General features: G+C 70.8%; 21 protein-coding genes. 10 read left to right on the plus strand and 11 right to left on the minus strand.

What is annotated here, in order from left to right; translation table 11 throughout:
• Window positions 1–30: 30 nt before the first annotated feature.
• The gene (locus KAG51_RS11410; protein WP_290583745.1) at window positions 31–1,275 is read left to right on the plus strand and encodes an MFS transporter; all 1,245 of its coding nucleotides are present in this window, start codon (window positions 31–33) and stop codon (window positions 1,273–1,275) included.
• A 31-nt stretch (window positions 1,276–1,306) separates the two neighbouring features.
• On the opposite strand, the gene KAG51_RS11415 is transcribed toward KAG51_RS11410, so the two are convergent.
• The 5 genes from KAG51_RS11415 to KAG51_RS11435 all read right to left on the minus strand — a co-directional run bounded on the left by KAG51_RS11415 (window position 1,307) and on the right by KAG51_RS11435 (window position 5,658).
• Window positions 1,307–2,275, minus strand: coding sequence for a TOBE-like domain-containing protein (locus tag KAG51_RS11415; protein ID WP_290583747.1), 969 nt, complete (start codon window positions 2,273–2,275; stop codon window positions 1,307–1,309).
• Window positions 2,276–2,303: 28 nt separating this feature from the next.
• A complete protein-coding gene (locus KAG51_RS11420; protein ID WP_290583749.1) occupies window positions 2,304–3,197 on the minus strand; it encodes a sulfate ABC transporter permease subunit in 894 nt (297 codons plus the stop codon).
• A complete protein-coding gene (gene cysT, locus KAG51_RS11425; protein WP_290583751.1) occupies window positions 3,190–4,050 on the minus strand; it encodes a sulfate ABC transporter permease subunit CysT in 861 nt (286 codons plus the stop codon). The genes KAG51_RS11420 and cysT overlap by 8 nt, the downstream gene beginning before the upstream one ends.
• Entirely contained in the window at window positions 4,047–5,078 is a 1,032-nt protein-coding gene (locus tag KAG51_RS11430; RefSeq protein ID WP_290583753.1) for an extracellular solute-binding protein, read from the minus strand. The genes cysT and KAG51_RS11430 overlap by 4 nt, the downstream gene beginning before the upstream one ends.
• 142 nt (window positions 5,079–5,220) lie before the next feature.
• Window positions 5,221–5,658, minus strand: coding sequence for a hypothetical protein (locus KAG51_RS11435; RefSeq protein WP_290583755.1), 438 nt, complete (start codon window positions 5,656–5,658; stop codon window positions 5,221–5,223).
• A gap of 197 nt (window positions 5,659–5,855) precedes the next feature.
• Between KAG51_RS11435 and KAG51_RS11440 the strand changes: the two genes are divergently transcribed.
• Window positions 5,856–6,704: a TIR domain-containing protein gene (locus KAG51_RS11440; protein WP_290583757.1), complete on the plus strand. Its 849-nt coding sequence runs from the start codon at window positions 5,856–5,858 to the stop codon at window positions 6,702–6,704.
• Window positions 6,705–6,778: 74 nt separating this feature from the next.
• Here the strand turns inward: KAG51_RS11440 and KAG51_RS11445 are convergent, their stop codons facing one another.
• The 5 genes from KAG51_RS11445 to galK form a co-directional block, all read right to left on the minus strand.
• Window positions 6,779–7,429 (minus strand): DedA family protein, encoded by a 651-nt coding sequence (locus tag KAG51_RS11445; protein ID WP_290583759.1) that lies wholly within the window; start codon window positions 7,427–7,429, stop codon window positions 6,779–6,781.
• 40 nt (window positions 7,430–7,469) lie between these two features.
• Window positions 7,470–8,996 (minus strand): DHA2 family efflux MFS transporter permease subunit, encoded by a 1,527-nt coding sequence (locus tag KAG51_RS11450; RefSeq protein ID WP_290583761.1) that lies wholly within the window; start codon window positions 8,994–8,996, stop codon window positions 7,470–7,472.
• 108 nt (window positions 8,997–9,104) lie between these two features.
• Entirely contained in the window at window positions 9,105–10,232 is a 1,128-nt protein-coding gene (locus KAG51_RS11455; RefSeq protein WP_290583764.1) for a GNAT family N-acetyltransferase, read from the minus strand.
• Window positions 10,233–10,248: 16 nt separating this feature from the next.
• Window positions 10,249–11,106, minus strand: a complete 858-nt coding sequence (locus tag KAG51_RS11460) for a prephenate dehydratase (protein WP_290583766.1) — start codon at window positions 11,104–11,106, stop codon at window positions 10,249–10,251.
• Entirely contained in the window at window positions 11,103–12,191 is a 1,089-nt protein-coding gene (galK, locus tag KAG51_RS11465; protein ID WP_290583768.1) for a galactokinase, read from the minus strand. The genes KAG51_RS11460 and galK overlap by 4 nt, the downstream gene beginning before the upstream one ends.
• Window positions 12,192–12,264: 73 nt before the next feature.
• Between galK and trpS the strand changes: the two genes are divergently transcribed.
• The gene (gene trpS / locus KAG51_RS11470; protein ID WP_290583770.1) at window positions 12,265–13,317 is read left to right on the plus strand and encodes a tryptophan--tRNA ligase; all 1,053 of its coding nucleotides are present in this window, start codon (window positions 12,265–12,267) and stop codon (window positions 13,315–13,317) included.
• 7 nt (window positions 13,318–13,324) lie between these two features.
• Window positions 13,325–13,855: a 2'-5' RNA ligase family protein gene (locus KAG51_RS11475; protein ID WP_290583772.1), complete on the plus strand. Its 531-nt coding sequence runs from the start codon at window positions 13,325–13,327 to the stop codon at window positions 13,853–13,855.
• Window positions 13,856–14,291: 436 nt separating this feature from the next.
• Here KAG51_RS11475 and KAG51_RS11480 read toward each other — a convergent pair whose 3' ends face one another.
• Window positions 14,292–15,167 carry a LysR family transcriptional regulator gene (locus KAG51_RS11480; protein ID WP_290583774.1) on the minus strand — a complete coding sequence of 292 codons (876 nt, stop codon included), beginning with the start codon at window positions 15,165–15,167 and terminating at the stop codon, window positions 14,292–14,294.
• A gap of 87 nt (window positions 15,168–15,254) precedes the next feature.
• On the opposite strand from KAG51_RS11480, the gene KAG51_RS11485 reads away from it, so the two are divergent.
• From KAG51_RS11485 to KAG51_RS11510, 6 genes are all read left to right on the plus strand, one after another.
• Window positions 15,255–15,974 (plus strand): succinate dehydrogenase cytochrome b subunit, encoded by a 720-nt coding sequence (locus KAG51_RS11485; protein WP_290583776.1) that lies wholly within the window; start codon window positions 15,255–15,257, stop codon window positions 15,972–15,974.
• A gap of 5 nt (window positions 15,975–15,979) precedes the next feature.
• Window positions 15,980–17,962 carry a fumarate reductase/succinate dehydrogenase flavoprotein subunit gene (locus tag KAG51_RS11490; RefSeq protein WP_290583778.1) on the plus strand — a complete coding sequence of 661 codons (1,983 nt, stop codon included), beginning with the start codon at window positions 15,980–15,982 and terminating at the stop codon, window positions 17,960–17,962.
• 13 nt (window positions 17,963–17,975) lie between these two features.
• The gene (locus KAG51_RS11495; protein WP_290583780.1) at window positions 17,976–18,728 is read left to right on the plus strand and encodes a succinate dehydrogenase/fumarate reductase iron-sulfur subunit; all 753 of its coding nucleotides are present in this window, start codon (window positions 17,976–17,978) and stop codon (window positions 18,726–18,728) included.
• A gap of 152 nt (window positions 18,729–18,880) precedes the next feature.
• On the plus strand, window positions 18,881–19,306 hold the full coding sequence (locus KAG51_RS11500; RefSeq protein WP_290583782.1) for an SRPBCC family protein: 426 nt from the start codon (window positions 18,881–18,883) through the stop codon (window positions 19,304–19,306).
• A 68-nt stretch (window positions 19,307–19,374) separates the two neighbouring features.
• On the plus strand, window positions 19,375–19,785 hold the full coding sequence (locus KAG51_RS11505) for a MarR family transcriptional regulator (protein WP_290583784.1): 411 nt from the start codon (window positions 19,375–19,377) through the stop codon (window positions 19,783–19,785).
• Window positions 19,782–21,113, plus strand: a complete 1,332-nt coding sequence (locus tag KAG51_RS11510) for an MFS transporter (protein ID WP_290583786.1) — start codon at window positions 19,782–19,784, stop codon at window positions 21,111–21,113. The genes KAG51_RS11505 and KAG51_RS11510 overlap by 4 nt, the downstream gene beginning before the upstream one ends.
• Window positions 21,114–21,167: the final 54 nt, after the last annotated feature.

The following is a 21,167-nucleotide window of genomic DNA, read 5'->3' on the forward strand; positions in this document are numbered from 1 at the left end:
GCTGCCGGCCCGGAAGGACTTGGACCAGAGGTGACCACCGACCACGCTCCTGAGCGACCTGCCGACCGTGCCGCGCCCGATCTCGGGACGGCCGCGGTGCGCCCCGCCCATCTGGGCCTGGCGCTGCTGTCGCTCGCGATGGGCGGGTTCGCGATCGGCACGACGGAGTTCATGTCGATGGGCCTGCTGCCGGACATCGCCCGAGGCATCGGGGAGTCGGTGCCCACGACGGGCCACGTCATCACGGCGTACGCCTTCGGTGTCGTCGTGGGTGCGCCGCTGCTGGTCTCGCTCGGGGCGCGCCTGCCGCGTCGTGGCCTCGCCGTGGCCCTGGTGCTCGCCCTCGGCATCGGCAACGCCATGACGGCGGTCGCGTCGACCTACGGGCCCGTCATGCTGGCGCGCTTCGTCGCGGGTCTGCCGCACGGGGCCTACTTCGGCGTGGCGTCCCTGATCGCGGCGTCGATGGTGCCGCCGCAGCACCGCGGCCGGGCGATCAGCTCGGTCATGCTCGGTCTGTCGGTCGCGACCGTCGCCGGAGTCCCGGCGAGCACGTGGTTCGGGCAGAACCTCGGGTGGCGCAGCGCCTACTGGGTCGTCCTGGCGATCGCGGCCCTCGCGGCCCTGATGATCCTCGCCTTCGTCCCCGCCACCCCGGGCAATCCCGAGGCCACGGTGCGTCAGGAACTGTCGGCGCTCCGGCGTCCGCAGGTCGTCGTCGCGCTCCTGGCGGGCATGGTCGGCTTCGGCGGGTTGTTCGCGATGTACACCTACATCGCGAAGCTCGTGACCGACGAGGCGGGGCTGGGGGCTGGCGCCGTCCCGCTGTTCCTGCTCGCCTTCGGCATCGGGTCGGTCGGCGGCACCTGGCTCGCGGGCCGCATGGCCGACTGGGACGTCGCACGCTCGATCGTGCTGGGCTTCGTCGCGACGGCCGTCACGCTGGTGCTCGTGGTGCCGCTCGCCGGCGTACCCGTGGCGCTGGCGGTCCTGTCGTTCGCGATCGGTGGGCTCGGCTCGGTCGTCGCGATCAACCTGCAGGTGCGGCTGATGCACGAGGCGGGCGACGCCGAGATGCTGGGCGCCGCCCTCAACCACTCCGCGCTCAACGTCGGCAACGGCCTCGGCGCGTGGTTCGGGTCGGTCGTGATCGCGGCGGGGTACGGCTACCGTGCGCCGAGCCTGGTCGGGGCCGGGCTGGCCGTCGTGGGCGTCCTGATCTTCGTGGTCGGCGGCCGCGTGGTCCGGGCGAGGCAGGCCGGCGTCACCACCTGACTCAGGGCGGCCGCGCCGGTCGGGGTGCGGGTCAGGTCGTCACGGTCTGCGCGCCGACCGCCGGGCGCAGCCAGACCTGGTCGCCGAGGTGGAGATCGAGTGCGCGGGCCTCGGTCCGGGTCAGCGCGACCTGCACGGGATCGGGGTGCAGCACGTCGTCCGGGGTGATCTCGAGGCGGACCTCGAATCCCACCCGGGTCCACCGGGTGATGGGGCCGGTCGCCGTCGCGGCCTGCTCGTAGCGCGAGATCTCGATGTCGTGCGGTCGGATCAGGTCGCCCCCCAGCCGCGTGACGGGCCCGAGGAAGCCGAGGACGAACTCGCTCGCCGGTCGGTCGTAGAGGTCGTCGGGCGTGCCGACCTGTTCGATCCGGCCCTCGTTGATCACGACGATCTGGTCGGCGACCTCGAGCGCCTCCTCCTGGTCGTGCGTCACGAAGACCGTCGTCACGTGGACCTCGTCGTGCAGGCGGCGCAGCCAGTCGCGCAGCTCCTTGCGGACCTTCGCGTCGAGGGCGCCGAACGGCTCGTCGAGCAGCAGGACCGACGGCTCGATGGCCAGGGCCCGGGCGAGCGCCATGCGCTGGCGCTGGCCGCCGGAGAGCTGGGCCGGCTTGCGTTCGGCCCACGCCGTCAGGTGCACGAGCTCGAGCAGCTCCTCGACCTTGGCGTCGATCTCGGCCCGCGGTCGCTTGCGGATCTCCAGGCCGAAGGCGATGTTGCGGCGCACACTGAGGTGCTTGAACGCCGCGTAGTGCTGGAACACGAAGCCGACGTTGCGCTTCTGCACCGGCAGCGCGGTCGCGTCGGCGCCCTCGATCGTGACGGTGCCGGAGTCGGCCTCCTCGAGGCCCGCGATGACCCGCAGGAGGGTCGACTTGCCGCCGCCGCTCGGCCCGAGCAGCGCCGTGAGCTGGCCGGTCGGGATCGTCAGGTCGATGTCGGTCAGCGCCGCGAAGTCGCCGAAGTACTTGTTGACGTTGCTGATCTCGATGCTCATGACGAGGTGGTCCTCACGAAAGGGGTGCTCATGATCGGTGGCTCTCCTGGGGGCGCAGGACGGTGACGACGACCAGGGCCAGGACGGCCAGGACGACGAGCACGAACGCGGCGGCGTAGGCGGCCGCCTCGTTGAAGGCGCCGTACTCGTTCTGGATCAGCAGCGTCGCGGTCTCGCCGTTGAACTCGGCCCCCCGGCTCACGATGCGCACCGCGCCGTACTCGCCGATCGCGCGGGCCGCGCTCAGCACGACGCCGTAGACGACGGCCCACTTGATCATCGGCAGCGTGATGCGCCAGAACGTCTGCCACCCGTTCGCACCGAGGCTCCTCGCGGCGGTCTCGGCGTCCTCGCCGACCTCCTCCAGGACCGGGATGACCTCACGGATCACGAGCGGCAGACTCACGAACGCAGTGGCCATGATCAGGCCCGGCGTGGAGTTGATGATGCGCAGGCCGGTCGTCTGGAGGACGTCGCCGAAGATGCCGAGGGACGTGCTGTAGGTCAGCACCAGCGCCAGGCCGACCACGACGGGGGAGACGCTCATCGGCAGGTCGATCAGGACCGACAGGACCCGCCGTCCGGGAAACCGGTGGCGCACCAGCAGCAACGAGATGCCGACGCCGAAGATCGTGTTGATGACGACGGCCCAGAACGACACGGTCAACGTCAGGTAGAAGGCGTACACGGCAGCCGGGTCGGTGAGCCGCTCCCAGAGCGGCCCGATGCCGCCGGGCTGCCCGCCGGTGGGGGCGAAGGCCCGCTGCACCACGAGCGACACGGGCCACGCGACCAGGAAGAACAGGTAGAGGACCACGACGGTGCGCAGCACGAGGGCCAGGGGCCCGCGCCGGCTCCGGACGCCGCGCCGGGCCGGAGCGGTGAGCGCCCCGTCGATCGGGCTGGGGATCGTGTCAGCCACGCGCCGCGACCCGTCGGGAGATGAGGTCGAGCGCCACGATGACGAGGACCGCGACGAGCAGCAGCAGCACGGCGACGGACGCGGCGGCGGCCTGCTGGTCGCCCTCGATGTACTTGAGGATCTTGAGCGAGGCGACCTCGGTGTTGCGCGGCTGGTTGCCGGCGATCAGCACCAGCGACCCGAACTCGCTGATCGCGCGGGCGAACGCGAGGGAGGCGCCCGCCGTGATCGCCGGGGCGAGCGCCGGCAGGATGATGCGGCGGAACGTCGTGGCCCGGGACGCGCCGAGCGAGGCGGCCGCCTCCTCCACGTCGGCGTCCAGCTCGAGCAGCACGGGCTGCACGGTGCGCACGACGAACGGCAGTGTCACGAAGAGCAGCGCCAGGAAGATGCCCTGCCGGCTGTTGACGAGGTTGACGCCGACCGGGCTGTCCGGTCCGTAGAGGCTCAGCAGCACGAGGCCGGCCACGATCGTCGGCAGCGCGAACGGCAGGTCGATCACGACCTCCAGGACCCGCTTGCCCGGAAAGGTGTCGCGGACGAGCACCCACGCGATGACGGTGCCCATCACGACGTTGACGACCGTCACGAGTGCGGCCTCGACGACGGTGAGCCGGATCGCGGCCGCGGTGTCGCCGTCGGTGATGGTGCCGACGAACGTGTCCCACCCGCCCTCGGCCGCTGCGATGACGACGGCCGCGAGCGGGATCAGGACCAGCAGGCTGAACCAGACCACGGCGAGTCCGAGACCGACCCCGGACGCCCGCGTCAGCGTCGAGCGCCGGGCCCGGCGCCGAGGACGCGAGGGAGCTGCGGGAGCCGCGTCGGGGCGCGCGGTGGTGATCCCGTTCACCCGGTCGCCGCCTGGGTGCGGAGCCGCGCGATGAGCCCGTCGTCGGTGGCGAAGAACTTCGCGTCCACGGCGTCCCAGCCGCCGAAGTCGTCGGCGATCGTCAGCAGGGTCGTCGGGGTCGGGAAGGGGTCGTCGGGATCGAGGGCGCCCTGGACCACGATCCCGTCGAGGTCGTCGTCGACCGGGCGGAAGCCCTTTCGGACGAGCTCGGTCTGGCCCGCGTCGCTCAGGACGAAGTCGAGCCAGGTCGTGGCCGCGGTGGGGGCGTCGATCAGCACGGTGCCCGGGTTCTCGATCAGCAGGGTGTCGTCGGGGACCACGTAGTCGAAGTCCTTGCCGCTCTGGCGAGCCAGGATCGCCTCGTTCTCGTAGCTGATCAGGACGTCGTACTCGCCGGTGTCGAAGGCCGTCGTGGCCTCGCGTCCGCTGGCGGCCCACTGGTCGACGTTGGCGAAGACGTCGACGAGGAACGCGTCGGCCTCGGCGTCGTTCTTGCCCGTGGCGATCGCGTGGCCGTAGGCGGCGAGGACGTTCCAGCGCGCGGCGCCGGACGAGTCGGGGTCGGGGGTCACGATCGAGATGTCGTCGCGGGTCAGGTCGTCCCAGCCCTGGATGTTCCGAGGATTGCCCGCGGGCACCACGAGGACCACGACCGACCTCGACACGATGCCCGCGTGGTTGTTGTCCTTCCAGTCCTCGTCGACCAGACCGGCGTCGACCAGTCGTTGGACGTCGCCCTCGAGCGAGAAGTGGACGTAGTCGGCGATCTCGGGGTCGGCCTCGACCTTGCGGCTCTGGTCGCCCGAGGGGCCGTACGATCCGCGGACGTCGATGTCCGCGCCCTGCGGCGTCGCGTGGAAGGCGTCCTCGATGGCCTTGTTGGCTGCCTCGGGCACCGCGAAGGCCACCAGGTCGACCACGCGCGCATCGGTGCCGTCGCCGCTCGCGCTCGCGCACGCACCGAGGGTCAGCAGGGCGACGCTGGCCGTCGCCGCGACGGCGCGGCGGTGGCGTCGGTGCAGGCGCATCGTGTGAGGTCCTCCCGTGGTCGGCACCGTCGGATCGGTGCCGGCTCACAGAAACCTAGGGAAGATCGCGAGCGCGATGCGCACATCTCATGATGTGGGACCCGCGAACGCATCGTGAGATCCCGTGTCGAGGCGGCCTCGCTCAGCGAGGCCGCGCCTCGTGGTGCGAACGGCCGTGCGTGCGCCGGTCCTCCTTCATCTCGGCCTCGAAGAGGTGGCGACGCCCCTGCACGAGCTCGTCGCGCGCGGCCTGCTCGAGGCGCCGGAACGTCGCGTAGTAGTCGTCGTCGTACGCCTCCACGACCTGGAACGTCCAGCGGCCCGGCAGCACGTTCCGGCCGACGAGCTCGCGCTCGATCCGGTCGGCGATGGCGGTGTGGCCGGCCTCGCGAAACAGGTCGACCGCCTCCCCGGCAGTCAGGTCGGCGGTGCCGGAGAGGCGATGGAACTGGTACAGCGCGCCGCGGGCGACCTCGACCGCCTCCAGTGCCTCGGAGAGCTTGCCGAGCGCCTGGACCGTCTCGTCGCTGACGCCGTCCGGGCGCTGGTGCTCCGGTGCCGGCTCGTCGCGATCGCTCATGCGTCGATCGTCACACGAGGCCGGCGGCGTCGCACCGCGGTCGTGGCGAGCAGGAGACGGGCATGTGTTCTCCCGCTCGGGTTGAACCTCTACGGGTAGCTGCACCGGCTGCGCGATGAATGGTCGTTCGACCCATTGTTCGCGCGGCACGGTTGCAGACGGTGTCTCCGGGGTGCTTCGTCCATAGGGTCGCGCGCATGAAGGTATTCATCAGCTGGTCCGGCGCTCAAAGTCGATGCGCAGCTCTGGCACTGCGTGATTGGCTCCCGAACGTCATACAAGCCATCGACCCGTACGTGTCGTCCGAGGATATCGACAAGGGAGCGAGGTGGAGTTCAGATATCTCCGGCGAGCTCGAGACGTCGGAGTTCGGGATTCTCTGTGTTACCGCGCAGAACCTGCACGCCCCGTGGGTGAGTTTCGAAGCGGGAGCGCTTTCGAAGTCACTCGAGCAGTCGAGGGTCTCTCCCTTCCTGCTCGGTATCGATCGAACGCAGGTCACCGGGCCTCTGCTGCAGTTTCAATCCACGGTGAATGAGCGCGACGACGTCCACAAACTCGTACGAAGCATAAATAAGAGCGCCGAAGCTCGTGGACTTGACGAGTCGCGACTAGATTCCATCTTCGAGGTTTGGTGGCCCCAGCTTGAAGAAGCGTTAGCCTCCTGCGAGGCCAGCGACGTTCTGCCAGCCGAGAATACGCGGGAGGATGAGGAACTCCTCGCAGAGATCCTCGAACTTGTTCGTGAGCAGCATAGGCTGCTCCGCTCCCCTGAGTCGGTTCTCCCGCCTGACTACGTGAGGTACGTCTTCGACGAGATCGAAGGCCGCGGGGTCCCTTCCGGCCTTATTCGAGACTTGGAGAAGATCGCTCTGTGGATGAACACGGCAATGACGGATGCTGAGGTGTTCGCTGACGAATCGTTTCGCGAGCAGCATGATGCGCGAACCCGAGATCTTGAACACGCTATTGACTTCCTCTCATCTCGGCCGATGAAAAGGCGGGTCGCGCGGAGTCGACGGCTTGGAGACTCTCAGGGGTCCTAGCTAGCGCGCTGCGCTGCAGGCCTGCAGTGGGGGTTTCCTTCGTCCGCATTGCTTCGTGCACGAAGCAATGCTTGTCACGCGGGGCCGCGATCGGTCTCGGACGCCGTGTCCTGGGCCAGGTCGCGCCGACGCTTGCGCTGCAGGAGCTGGTCGATCACGAAGCCGACGCCGGCCGCGAGCACGACCGCGACCGCGGCACCCAGCAGCGGGTGCTCCTTGACCCACGTGCCGGCGACGACGCCGATCAGCACCGAGTACGCCGACCAGGAAGCCGCTCCGAGGATGCAGAGTGGCAGGAAGCGGCGGTAGGGGAAGCCGGTCGCACCTGCCGTCATGTTGACCGCGACCCGGCCGACCGGCACGTACCGCGCCGTGAGGATCAACAGCGCGGCGCGTCGGTCGAGCTCGTACCCGGCTCGGTCGACCGCCCGGCGCAGCCGGGGTCGTCGCTCGGTGTCGAATCGCTCGACCCCGACGACCCGGCCGATCCGGAAGGCGATGTTGTCGCCGACGAACGCCCCGAGCCCGGCCGCCACCGCGAGAAGCACGAGGTTCGGCTCGCCGGTGCTGGCGCCGATCGCCGCCAGGGCCACGACGACCGACTCGCTGGGGATCGGTGGGAAGAACGCGTCGATCGCGGCAAAGGCGAACACGACGACGAACACCCACTCGGACCCGCCGAGGTCGATCGCGAAGTCGTTGATCTGCTCCAGTAGGTCCCCCACGGAGGCAGCCTAGGGGGTCGATACGAACGCGAGCGCTCGCTCAGGCGGCCGATGGGACGACCACCTCGGTGTCCGCGACGGGTTCCCGGTGGTGCTGGGGAGCCCGGAAGAACATCACCACCACGATCCCCACCGCGAAGCACGCGACCGGCAGCCAGTAGGCCTCGGACATCGCCTGCGCGAACGGCGCCTGGATCTGCGGGGGCATCGAGCTGCCCGCGGCCTGGAAGGACTCGGCGCCCCCCTCCAGCCCGCCCGCGGCGAGCCGAGCGCCGATCAGGGATGCGATGGCCGCACTGCCGAGGGCTGCGGCGACCTGGCGCGTCGTGTTGTAGACGCCGGCCCCGGCACCCGCCGCCGACATCGGCAGGTTGCGGGTCGCGGTGGCTCCGTGCGGGGCCCACAGACACGCGTTCGAGACGCCGAAGAGCGCCATGGGGAGCAGCAGCTGCCACGCGGGGGTGTCGACGTCGATCAGCAGGCCGGTCCACGCCATCGCGACGGTGGCGGTGGAGAACCCGACCAGCGTGATGGTGCGGGGGTGGACCGTGTCGACCAGGCGGCCCACGAACGGCGACAAGACCATCAGCACGGCCGCCATCGGCAGCATGAAGAGACCGGCCTGGATCGGGCTCCAGCCCCGCGCGCCCTGGGCGTAGAACATGAAGGGGAGCGCCATCGCGGTGATGGCGGCCGAGACCAGCGCGATGCCGATGTTGGCGACGGCGAAGTTGCGGTCGCGGAACAGGCTCAGTGGCACCAGCGGCTCCGACCCCACCCGGGTCTGCCACCAGAAGAACAGGCCGAGGACCGCGACGCCCGCCGCGATCAGGAGCGGCACGCTGAGGAAGCCGTCGATCTGGCCCCAGTCGTACCGCTCGCCCTCCTGGATGCCGAACACGAGCAGGAACATCCCGGCGGCGCTGAGCGCGACGCCGACGAGATCGAAGCTGTGGGTGTGCGTCGGCAGCGTCGGGACGAGCCGGACGGCCAGGACGAAGCCGATGATCCCGACCGGCACGTTGATGAAGAAGATCCACTCCCAGCCGGCCAGGTCGACCAGGACGCCGCCGAGGATGGGACCGACGAGCGTGGCCACCCCGGCCGTTGCCCCCCACAGCGCCATGGCGCTGCCGCGCTTGGCCGCCGGGAACGTGCGGGTGATGACCGCCATGGTCTGCGGGGTCATGAGCGCTGCGCCGAGGCCCTGCACGACGCGCGCGATGATCAGTCCCTCGATCGAGCCGGTGAGTCCGCACCACAGCGAGGCCAGCGTGAAGATCACGAGCCCCACGAGGTACACGTTCTTGGGCCCGAACCGGTCGCCGAGCCGGCCGGTGATGAGCAGCGGCACGGCGTAGGCGAGCAGATAGGCGCTCGTGACCCAGATGCCGTTGGTGAAGTCGGTGCGCAGCTCGCGGATGATGTCGGGTGTCGCGACCGACACGATCGTGTTGTCGAGCAGGATCATGAAGAAGCCGATGACCATGGCCCAGAGGGCGGGCCAGGGGCGGTAGTCGTCCGGGAGCCCCGAGGTCGACGTTGCTGCGGGAGCGGAGGAGGTCATGCGGTCCAGTCTGCCGCGCCGGACCGACATGATTGCCCCCAGCAACCAGTTTTCCTCGTCACACCCGCCTCCGCGTCCGCGGTGCGGATGAGGCGGACGGCGCGGGTGTCAGCGCAGCAGCTCGAGCTCGAGCAGGTCGGCATACGTGCCGTCGCCCAGCGGCTCGGCGGCCGTCTGGCGTCCCGAGGGCGTGAACCCGGCAGCGCGCAGGGCCGCGAGGCTCGCGTCGTTGCCGACGGCGGCGGCCGCCGTGAGCCGTCGGCGGTCCAGCCCGTCGGGATCGAGCGCGTGCTCGACCACGGCGGTCAAGGCCGCGCTCACCACGCCCTGGCCGCGAGCGTCAGGGTGCACGGCGTAGCCGATCTCGCCGGTCGTGGTGTCGAGGCCCAGCAGGTCCATGACGCAGATCTCGCCGAGCGCGTCGTCCGTCAGGGTGTCGGCCACGACCCAGGTCGCCTGCTGGCCCGTCGCGGCGCGCCACCACCAGCGAGCCACCGTCGTGCGGGTGCCCGGGAGGTCGCGCGGCTGGTCGGCGAGCCAGTGGCGGGTGACGGGGTCGGTGAACGTCTCGTTCAGCCGAGCGACGTCATGGTCCGAGGCGGCGCGCAGGACGAGCTCGCGGCCGGATCGGGTCCGGGTCGTGAGCACCGCATCGCCGCGCCACGGCTGTCGGGGGTAGAGGGCGTCGCCGAACAGCACGACGCCGTGCCACCCGTCGATCAACCGACCGCGCTCGAACAGCAGCCCGGGGACCTCGGCGATGAGCCGGAACCCGCAGGCGTGCGCGACCCGCAACGACGCCAGGTTGCCGACGTGGGCCTGCCAGTGGACGGCCTCGGTGAAGCCGCTCGAGAACGCCTCCATGACCGCGAGTCGCACGGCAGCGGTCATGACGCCGCGGCCGCGCGCTCCCGGGTGCAGCGAGAACCCGATCGTCGACACGCCGCGGCCGCGGATCACGACGTCGCCGGCGAACTGCGGGTGTCCGTCGTCGCCGGTGACCTCGATGGCCCACATCAGGTGGGTGCCGGCGTCCCAGCCGGCCTGGACCACGTCGCCCAGGAAACGGGTCGCCTCGTTCGGACCGTACGGGGACGGCACCGCGGTCCACCGCACCATCTCCGGGTCGGTCGCGGTCTCGAGCATCGCGGACACGTCGGTCGGAGCATGGGCCCGCAGCGTGACGACGCCGTCGGTCAGGACCGGCACGCACAGCGGCCACGTCAGGCCGTCCACGATCGCGCCTCCGCCCTCAGTGACGGGCGCGGTAGGCGTCGGCCGGGTAGACGCCGAGGACCCGGACGTCGGTCGTGAAGAACGAGAGCTCCTCCAGCGCCCGCGCGAGGCCGGGGTCGTCGGGATGACCGTCGACCTCGGCCAGGAACTGGGTCGCGGTGAACTCCCCGCCAACCATGTACGACTCGAGCTTGGTCATGTTGACGCCGTTCGTGGCGAAGCCGCCGAGCGCCTTGTAGAGCGCGGCCGGCAGGTTGCGCACGTGGAACATGAACGTCGTGACGATGGGGCCCGGGCCGGCGGCCGGCCGCACGGGATCGCGCGACAGCACGACGAACCGCGTGGTGTTGTGGTCCTCGTCCTCGACGTCCTCCGCCAGGACCTCGAGCCCGTAGATGTCGGCCGCGAGCGGCGGGGCGATCGCCGCCTGGCTCGGGTCGGCGGCCTCGGCGATCTCGCGGGCCGCGCCGGCGGTGTCGCCGGAGATGACCGTCGTGACGCCCAGGCGGGCGATGATGCGGCGGCACTGGCCGAGCGCGTGCACGTGGCTGTGCACCGTGCGGACCGACTCCAGCGTCGCGCCCGGGACGGCCATGAGGTGGAAGCGGATGCGCAGGAAGTGCTCGGCGACGATGTGCAGCCCCGAGTCGGGCAGGAAGTGGTGGATGTCGGCCACCCGGCCCGCGATCGAGTTGTCGATCGGGATCATCGCCAGGTCGGCGGCCCCGGACCGCACCGCGGCGAACACGTCCTCGAACGACGCACACGCGACGGCCTCGAGCTCGGGGTGGTGCTGCTGACAGACGATGTGCGAGTTGGCGCCCGGCTCGCCCTGGTAGGCGATGCGTCCTGCCGTGCTGCTGGAGGAGGTCACGGGACCAGTCTGGCACCTGCCGACGGACGGACCGGCGCCACGACCGGCTCGGTCCACCGGCGGGCGACGAACGCCTCGGTGACGGCGGCGGCCATCGCGGCGGCCCGGTCGGTGGGCACGAGGGCGATGACGCTGCCGCCGAACCCGCCGCCGGTCAGGCGCGCCCCCAGGGCGCCGTGCTCGATCGCGAGCTCGACGGCGAGGTCGAGCTCGGGGCAGCTGACCTCGAAGTCGTCGCGCAGGGACACGTGCGACGAGGTGAGGATCGTGCCGAGCTGCTCCCAGGCTCCGGTGCGCAGGGCCTGGACGGCGCCCCTGACCCGGGTCGTCTCGGTGATGACGTGACGCGTGCGCCGGACGAGCACGGGGTCGTCGAGCCGGAACACGGCATCGACCGGAGCCGTGCTCAGGTGCTCCAGGCCCAGCTCGGCACACGCGGCGGCGCACTCCTCGCGGCGCGCGGCGTACTCGCCAGCTGCGAGGTCGTGGTGCACCCGGGTGTCGATGACCGCGAGGGCGAGCCCGGCCGCAGCGGGATCCAGCTCGACGTCGCTCGTGGTGGGCGGGTCGGGACGGTGGTCGATCAGCAGGGCGTGGCCGGCCTGGGCGAGCAGCACGGCGAGCTGGTCCATGCGGCCGACCGGCGCGCCGACGAAGTCGGTCTCGGCCCGCTGCGCCACGGCGGCGACCGTGTGCGGGTCGAGCGGATCGCCGGCGGTGTCGGCGAGCGCCAGGGTGACACCGCACGTGAGCGCGGCGGACGAGGCCAGCCCGGCTCCGCGGGGGAGTCGGGACTCCACGACGAGATCGGTGCCGACGACGCGGTGACCGGACTGCTGCAGGGCCCACACGGCCCCCGCGACGTAGGCCGCCCAGCCCTCGACCTCGCCCGGGGCGACCGTCAGGCGCAGGTCGGCCCGCTCGCCACCGCTCCAGACGGCGACCCGGTCGTCGTCACGTCGCCGCGCCTTGACCGTGAGCCCGCGATCGATCGCGAACGGGAGCGTCGGACCACCGTTGTGGTCGAGGTGCTCGCCGATCAGGTTGACGCGTCCGGGCACGTGCCACTGCTTGATCTCGACCACGCACCGAACCCTAGGCGAGCGCGGCGTCCAGGCTGCGGCGGACGTCCACAGGCCGGCTGGCATGATGCTGGCCATGTCCGACGCTTCCCCCCTTCGGTCTGGCTCGCCTCGATCGGACGTCGCACGACGCCCCCGAGCGCTCTCGGGCGCGCAGCCGACCGCCGACTCGTACCACCTGGGCAACTACTTCGGTGCCTTCCAGCAGTGGGTGGCCCTGCAGGAGGAGTTCGAGGCGTTCTACTTCATCCCCGACCTGCACGCGATCACGGTCGACTACGACCCGGCGCTGCTGCGCGAGCGCACCTACGTCGCGGCCGCGCAGATGCTGGCCTCGGGCGTCGACCCGGAGCGCAGCGCCCTGTTCGTGCAGAGCCACGTGCCCGAGCACGCACAGCTGGCGTGGATCCTGAACGGCATCACCGGGTTCGGTGAGGCCGGTCGGATGACCCAGTTCAAGGACAAGTCGTCGCGGACCGGCTCCGACAACGCGAGCGTCGGACTCTTCACCTACCCGATCCTGATGGCGGCCGACATCCTGGTCTACCAGGCCGACAAGGTCCCGGTGGGCGAGGACCAGCGCCAGCACGTCGAGCTCACGCGCAATCTCGCCCAGCGGTTCAACCACCGCTTCGGGGAGACGTTCACGGTGCCCGAGGCGCACATCGTCAAGGCGACGGCGAAGATCTACGACCTCCAGGACCCGACCTCGAAGATGAGCGGGTCGAACGCCTCGCACGCGGGAGTCGTGGACCTGACCGACTCGCCCCGGCAGGTCGCCAAGAAGGTCCGCTCCGCCGTGACCGACTCCGGCTCCGAGATCGTCTACGACCCCGTCGCCAAGCCGGGCGTCTCGAACCTGCTGTCGATCTACTCCGCGCTCACGGGCCGCTCGATCGAGGACGTCGTGGCCGAGTACGAGGGCCAGCAGTACGGGCATCTCAAGGTGGCCCTGGGCGATCTGCTCGCCGAGTTCGTCGGGACGTTCGGCGACCGGACCCGGGAGCTGCTGGGCGACCGGGGCGAGCTCGACCGCGTCCTCGCGGCGGGTGCCGAGCGTGCCCGGGAGGTCGCGGCCCCGACGCTCGAGCTCGTCTACGAGCGCTCCGGCTTCGTTCGCCCGGTCTGAGGCCGCGATGACGACTGGCGAGGCGTGCGACACCGTGACCTACGGGGTCGCGATCGCGGTGCCCGAGCCGCACGCCTCGCACCTGCGGGGCAAGCGCTGCGAGTTCGGTGACCCGGAGGGCGAGATCGTCCCGACCCACGTGACGCTCGTGCCGCCGACCGCGGCGACGGCCGCCCAGCTCGCGACGGTGCGCGCGGCCCTGGCCGCGGTCGGGCCGGGCCACCGGCCGTTCACGATGCGGCTCGACGGCACCGACACGTTCGCTCCGGTGTCACCGGTCGCCTTCGTGGCCGTGGCCGACGGCTCGCACGAGACCGCCCGGCTGGCCGACGACGTGCGGGGTCGTCTGGAGTCCGGGGAGCCCGACTTTCCGTTCCACCCGCACGTCACGGTGGCGCACCACCTCGATCGGCCCTCGCTCGATCACGCCTGTCAGGAGCTCGCCGGGTTCACGGCGGAGTTCCAGGTGCGTGACTTCGTGCTGTTCTGCCACGACGGCGCGGGCTGGCACGTCGACACCCGGTTCCCGCTGGGGTGAGACCCCCACCGGCGAAGTCGTCGAGTGCTGCGCGAGGACCGAGCGGGTGGGTCTCCGTGCCCGGTCGTCGAGTGGCTGCGAGGGACGAGCAGCCGTATCGAGACGGTGCCCGCGTGGCGGTGGGCGGTGGGGTCCGCTGGTGGTGCGGGGTGCCGCCCGGTGTGGGGGTCTCGGTACGCCCGCTCGCAGAGCTCGCGAGGCACTCGACCAGCTGGTGGGTGCCCGCTTCGGGTCGTCGAGTGGCTGCGAGGGACGAGCAGCCGTATCGAGACGGTGCCCGCGTGACGGTGGGCGGTGGGGTCCGCTGGTGGTGCGGGGTGCCGCCCGGTGTGGGGGTCTCGGTACGCCCGCTCGCAGAGCTCGCGTGGCACTCGACCAGCGGGTGGGTGCCCGCGTGGCACTCGACCAGCGGGTGGGTTCCTGCCCGTCGCGCTCGTCAGCCGAGCGCGCGGACGAGCTCGTCGCGGAAGGCGCGGGCTGCGAGCGACATCGCCTGCTCGTCGCGGTGCGAGACGCCGATCGTGCGGGTGAGGGTGGGGGAGACGAGGCGGGCGACGGCGAGCTGGGGGCGGGTCGCGACGACCATCTGCGGCACGATCGCGTGGCCCAGCCCCGCCTCGACAAAGCGCAGCACGGCGCTCATCTCGCCGCCCTCGACCGCGATGACCGGATCGAACCCGGCCTCCCGGCACGCGGCGTTGGTGCGGTCGCGCAGGTCGTAGCCCTCGCGCGCCATGACGAGCGGGACGTCACGGAGGTCGCGCAGCGCGACCTCCGCGGCCAGCTCACTGTGCGGGGGACCCACCAGCACGAGCTGCTCGGTCAGCAGCTCGGTCGTGACGAGGCCGTCGTGCTCGATCGTGGCCGAGACGATGTTGAGCGCGAGGTCGAGGTGTCCGCGCGCGAGCTCCTGCATCAGGAGGCGGGAGCCGGACTCGTGCACCTCCAGGTCGATGCCCGGCCGGCGACGGTGGAACGCCGTGAGCACCTCGGGGAGGAGCCCGTCGCACAGTGACGGCGTGGCGCCGAGTCGCACCCGACCGCGCCGCAGGCCCGCGACCTCCTGGACGGCCTCCTCCGCGACCTCGACGTCGATCAGGATCCGCTCGGCGTGCGGCAGGAGCGCCTCGCCGGCACTGGTCAGGTCGATCGCGCCGCGGTTGCGCACGAACAGCGGCGTTCCGAGGGAGTTCTCGAGGACACGGATCTGCTTGGACATGCTCGGTTGGCTGACGCCGGTCAGCTCGGCGGCGCGGGTGAAGTGGCGGGTCTGGGCGACCGCCACGAAGTACCGGAGCTGCTGGACCTGCATGGCCTCAGTGTGTCATGCCCGTCGTCTATGCAAGGGAGCCTCAGTGGGACTGCGACAGAATCGTCAATCGGACCTACTGTGGCCCTCGTGGTGACTTCCTCGACGATGAAGCGCACGCCCGCGACGCGGTCGACGGTGGCGCTCAAGTACCTGATGGCGGTCTCCGGTCTCATCATGATCGGGTACCTGCTCCTGCACATGTACGGCAACCTCAAGGTCTTCGCGGGCAAGGAGGCGTTCGACGAGTACGCCCACCACCTGCGCACCTTCGGCGAGCCGATGCTGCCCTACGAGGGTCTGCTGTGGATCGTGCGCGTCGTGCTGCTCGCGGCGATCCTCGCGCACATCTACGCGGTCGTGGTGCTGTGGCGGCGCAACCGCGCGGCCGCCGGGGTCGTGGGAGCACGTCGCTACCACTCCTCGAAGAACCGCACCGGCATCCAGCGCAGCTACGCCTCGTTCACGATGCGTTGGGGCGGCATCGTCGTCCTGGCGTTCATCGTCTACCACCTGCTGCACCTGACGGCGAACGTCATCCACCCCGGCGGCGCCTCTGACAGCCCGTACGAGCGGGTCGTCAACGGCTTCGAGATCTGGTGGGTCGTCGCGTCCTACACCGTCGCGATGCTCGCGGTCGGCTTCCACCTGTGGCACGGCATCTGGAGCGCCCTGACCACGCTCGGCGGCAACCGCAGCGCCAATCGCATCGACTCACGCCTCACCGGCATCGCCGTCGTCGTGACCCTCGTCATCGTCCTCGGCTTCCTGCTGCCGCCGTGGGCCATCCTGCTCGGACTGGAGGGCTGAACCCCGTGACCACGACCACCCCCGCACCGGACGCGTTCCACACCCTGGGCGACGACATCCGCGACACCGCGGCCCCCTCGGGCCCGATCGAGCGCCGCTGGGACGACCGCAAGTTCAACGCGAAGCTCGTCAACCCGGCCAACCGTCGCAAGATCAAGGTCATCGTCGTCGGCACCGGTCTGGCCGGCGCCTCGGCCGCGGCCACGCTCGGCGAGGCCGGCTACCAGGTCGTCAGCTTCTGCTACCAGGACAGCCCCCGCCGCGCGCACTCGATCGCGGCCCAGGGCGGCATCAACGCGGCCAAGAACTACCGCAACGACGGCGACAGCATCTACCGCCTGTTCTACGACACCGTGAAGGGCGGCGACTTCCGCTCCCGCGAGTCGAACGTCTACCGCCTGGCGCAGGTCTCGGTGAACATCATCGACCAGTGCGTCGCGCAGGGCGTGCCCTTCGCCCGTGAGTACGGCGGCCTGCTCGACAACCGGTCGTTCGGCGGCGTGCAGGTCTCCCGCACGTTCTACGCCCGCGGCCAGACGGGTCAGCAGCTGCTGATCGGCGCGTACCAGGCGCTCGAGCGCCAGATCGCGGCCGGCACGGTCGAGATGAACACCCGTCACGAGATGCTCGAGGTCATCCTCGTGCCCGACGCCGACGGCACCGAGCGCGCCCGCGGCATCATCGTGCGCGACATGGTCACGGGCGAGATCGAGACCCACACGGCCGACGCCGTGGTGCTCGCGACCGGCGGCTACGGCAACGTGTTCTTCCTGTCGACCAACGCGATGGGCTCCAACACGACCGCGACCTGGCGGGCGCACAAGAAGGGCGCCTACTTCGCGAACCCCTGCTACACGCAGATCCACCCGACCTGCATCCCCGTCTCGGGCGAGTACCAGTCGAAGCTGACCCTGATGTCGGAGTCGCTGCGCAACGACGGTCGCATCTGGGTGCCGAAGAAGGCCGGCGACGAGCGCCCGGCCTCGCAGATCCCCGAGGACGAGCGCGACTACTACCTCGAGCGCATCTACCCCTCGTTCGGCAACCTGGTGCCGCGCGACATCGCCTCGCGCGCCGCCAAGTACCAGTGCGACGACGGCAAGGGCGTGGGCCCCGGCGGCCTGGGCGTCTACCTGGACTTCAAGGACGCGATCGAGCGTCTCGGGCGCCCGGCGGTCGAGGCCAAGTACGGCAACCTCTTCGACATGTACGCCCGGATCACGGGTGAGGACCCGTACTCCGAGCCGATGCGCATCTACCCGGCCGTGCACTACGTCATGGGTGGGCTGTGGGTCGACTACGACCTGCAGACCAACATCACGGGCCTGTTCTGCGCCGGCGAGGCCAACTTCTCCGACCACGGTGCCAACCGGCTCGGCGCCTCGGCGCTGATGCAGGGCCTGGCCGACGGCTACTTCGTGCTGCCCAACACGCTGGCCGACTACCTGGCCGGCAGCCCGTTCGAGAAGGTCGCCGACGACCACCCGCGCGTCGTCGAGGCGCGTCAGCAGGTCGAGGACCGCATCCAGACGCTGCTGACGATCAACGGCTCCCGCACGGTCGACTCCATCCACAAGGAGCTCGGCCACATCATGTGGGAGTACTGCGGCATGGAGCGCACCGCCGAGGGCCTGACCAAGGCGATCGGCCTGATCCGCGAGCTCAAGAACGAGTTCTGGACCAACGTCAAGGTCACGGGCACCAACGAGGAGCTCAATCAGACCCTCGAGCGCGCCGGCCGTGTCGCCGACTTCCTCGAGCTGGGTGAGCTCATGTGCATCGACGCGCTCAACCGCGCCGAGTCCTGTGGCGGCCACTTCCGGGCCGAGAGCCAGACCGAGGACGGCGAGGCCCTGCGCCACGACGACCAGTTCGCGTACGTCTCGGCGTGGGAGTACGACGCCGACGGCGAGGGGCAGACCCCGATCCTGCACAAGGAGCCGCTCGAGTACGAGTACGTCGAGATGAAGGCCCGGTCTTACAAGTGATGGAGAGCTACCAGTGAAGATCACCGTCAACGTCTGGCGCCAGAAGGATGCCGACACCAAGGGCCAGATGGTCACGTACCCGCTCGACGAGGTCGACGAGCACATGTCGTTCCTCGAGATGCTCGACGTGCTCAACGAGAAGCTCACGATCGACGGCGAGGACCCGGTCGCGTTCGACTCGGACTGCCGCGAGGGCATCTGTGGCACGTGCGGTGTCGTGATCAACGGCATCCCGCACGGTCCGGAGGTCACCACGACGTGCCAGCTGCACATGCGCACGTTCTCCGACGGTGACGTCATCGACATCGAGCCGTGGCGGGCCGGCGCGTTCCCGGTCGTCAAGGACCTGGTCGTGGACCGCGGCGCGTTCGACCGCATCATCCAGGCGGGCGGCTACATCAGCGCCCCGACGGGTTCCGCGGTCGAGGCCAACAACATCCCGGTGCCGAAGGCCGACGCCGACCACGCGTTCGAGGCTGCCACGTGCATCGGCTGCGGCGCCTGCGTCGCGGCGTGCCCGAACGGCTCGGCGATGCTGTTCACCGCCTCGAAGATCACCCATCTCGGTCTCCTGCCGCAGGGCCAGCCCGAGCGCGACTCCCGCGTGATCGGCATGATCGAGCAGCACGACGCCGAGGGCTTCGGCGGCTGCACCAACATCGGTGAGTGCACGGCGGCCTGCCCCAAGGGCATCCCGCTCGACGTCATCAGCCGGCTCAACCGCGACCTGCTGGGCGCGCTCGGTCGCCAGTCGATCGGCAGCTGAACCGCGCGCCGGCCGTGCCAGTCACGACCGGCGACCGGGAGAGCCCCGGCCACGGCTTCGCCCTCCCCGGGCGTGGCCGGTGGTCGGGGCTCTTCCGGCTTCAGGTGCCGTGCTGACGGGCCGAGCGCGCGCGGCGGGCCTACCGTGAGTGCATGGACGTCGAGCGCAGCTTCGTGGTGGACCGGCCGGTCGAGGAGGTCTTCGACTTTCTCGCGGACTTCGAGAACACCGAGACGTGGGACCCGGGAACCGTGGAGACCACGCGGATCTCGGGTGACGGCGGGCTGGGAACGCGCTACCGCAACGTCTCCCGGTTCATGGGTCGCACCGTGCAGCTGGAGTACGAGACGATCGCGCACGACCGGCCCACGCACTTCGTGTGCCGCGGCGTGAACGGCGCGACGGTGGCCACCGACCACCTGTCCCTCACGCGCGATGGCGATCGCACGCTCGTGCACTACCGCGCCGTGTTCGACTTCCCGCGCTCGTGGGGCTGGATCGCTGGCCTCGTCCTGCGCCGGCCCGTCGAGAAGCTCGCCGACGAGACGATCGCGCAGATCCAACGCTCCCTGACCTGACCCCTACCCGACCCTGTCGAGGTGGGGGTCGAAGATGTTTCGCTTGGTTAATGAACTAGGCTCATGACATGCCCGCCACTGCTCAGGAGATCGCGATCGCGGTGGCGCGCCTCAACCGCCGGCTGCGCCAGGAACGGCACTCTGAGCTGACGCCGACGCAGCTGTCGGTGCTCGGTGCGATGACCGCAGCAGGCCCCGTGACGCCGGGTGCGCTCGCGGCCCGCGAGAAGGTCAGTCCACCGTCCATCACCCGCACGCTCGGTGCGCTCGTGGAGCTCGGGCTGGTCGACAAGGCGCCCCACCCCGCCGACGGCCGCCAGGTCGTCGTCAGCGTGTCCGAGCATGGCGCGTCGGTGCTGGCCGAGGAGCGACAGCGCCGCGACGCCTGGCTCTACCTGCGTCTGCAGGAGCTGGACGACCACGACCGCGAGGTCCTGACGGAGGCGGCCGAGGTCCTGACTCGCCTGGCCGAGTCGTGAGGCGGTCCCGCGCGTCGTCGCTCGAATCCCGCCCGGGCACCTTCGCCGCGCTGCAGGTCCGCAACTACCGCATCTACGCGAGCGGCGGGCTGCTCTCCAACATCGGCACGTGGTTGCAGAGCACGGCCCAGGCGTGGCTCGTCCTGGAGCTGACCGGGAGCGGCGCCGCCCTGGGGTTCACGATCGCCCTGCAGCTCCTGCCGTCGCTCCTGCTCTCGCCGCTCGCCGGCGTGCTGGCCGACCGGGTGCCGAAGCGCACCCTCCTGCGGTGGCTCCAGCTCGGGATGGCCCTGCCGTCGGCGCTCCTGGGGGTGCTCGCGATCGCCGGGGTCGTGCAGGTCTGGCAGGTGTACGTGCTCACGACGCTGTTCGGTGCGGCCCGCGCGCTCGAGGCGCCGGCGCGCCAGTCGTTCGTCGCCGAGATGGTCGGGCAGCGTCACCTCAGCAACGCCGTGTCCCTCAACTCGGCGTCGTTCAACTCCGGCCGCCTCGTCGGCCCGGCGCTCGCCGGCGTCCTGATCGCGGCGCTCGGATCGGGCGTGTTCGCGACCGGCTGGGTCATCCTGGCGAACGCCCTGAGCTACGGGTTCGTGCTCCTGGCCCTGCAGGTCATGGATCCGTCGGCGCTGCACCCTGCGCCGCTCACGGGAGACCGGCGCGGGGCGGTGCGGGCCGGCGTCCGCTACGTCCGGTCCCGCCCCGATCTCGTGCTGCTGTTCGCCTGCGTCTTCTTCATGGGCTCGTTCGGCATGAACTTCGCCGTGACGACCGCGCTGATGGCGACCGAGGAGTTCGGCAAGGGAGCGGGGGAGTTCGGCCTGCTCGGCTCGATCATGGCCATCGGGTCACTCGCCGGTGCGCTCCTGGCCGCCCGGCGCCAGGCGCCGCGGCTGCGGTTCATCGTCGGGGCGGCGCTCTGCTTCTCCGCCCTGCAGGTCGTGTCGGCGCTGATGCCGACGTACGTCACCTACGCCGCGGTACTGCCGCTCGTGGGGCTGTCGGTGCTGACGGCCGTGACCACGGCGAACGCCCTGATCCAGATGTCGACCGCACCGGCCATGCGGGGGCGCGTCGCCTCCCTCTACCTCATGGTGTTCCTCGGCAGCGTGCCCCTGGGAGCCCCGTTGATCGGGTGGCTGGGGGAGGCCTTCGGGCCGCGCTGGGCCCTGGCCGCGAGCGGCCTCGGCGTCGGGATCGGGGTGACGCTCGCGGCGATCTGGTTCATGCGCCAGGACGCCCCCATTCGCGACGCGCTGTCGCGCCGGCGCCGTGGCCGCCGAGGTCAGCCGCCGGTGCCCGCCCCGCACGAGACGATCGACCTGGCGTGAGCGGCGCCCCGGGCGCTGGTCGACACCCGCGCGGCGCCGGCGACCACGCGTATC

It is taken from the genome of Aeromicrobium sp., from assembly GCF_023146395.1.
Lineage (GTDB): Bacteria > Actinomycetota > Actinomycetes > Propionibacteriales > Nocardioidaceae > Aeromicrobium.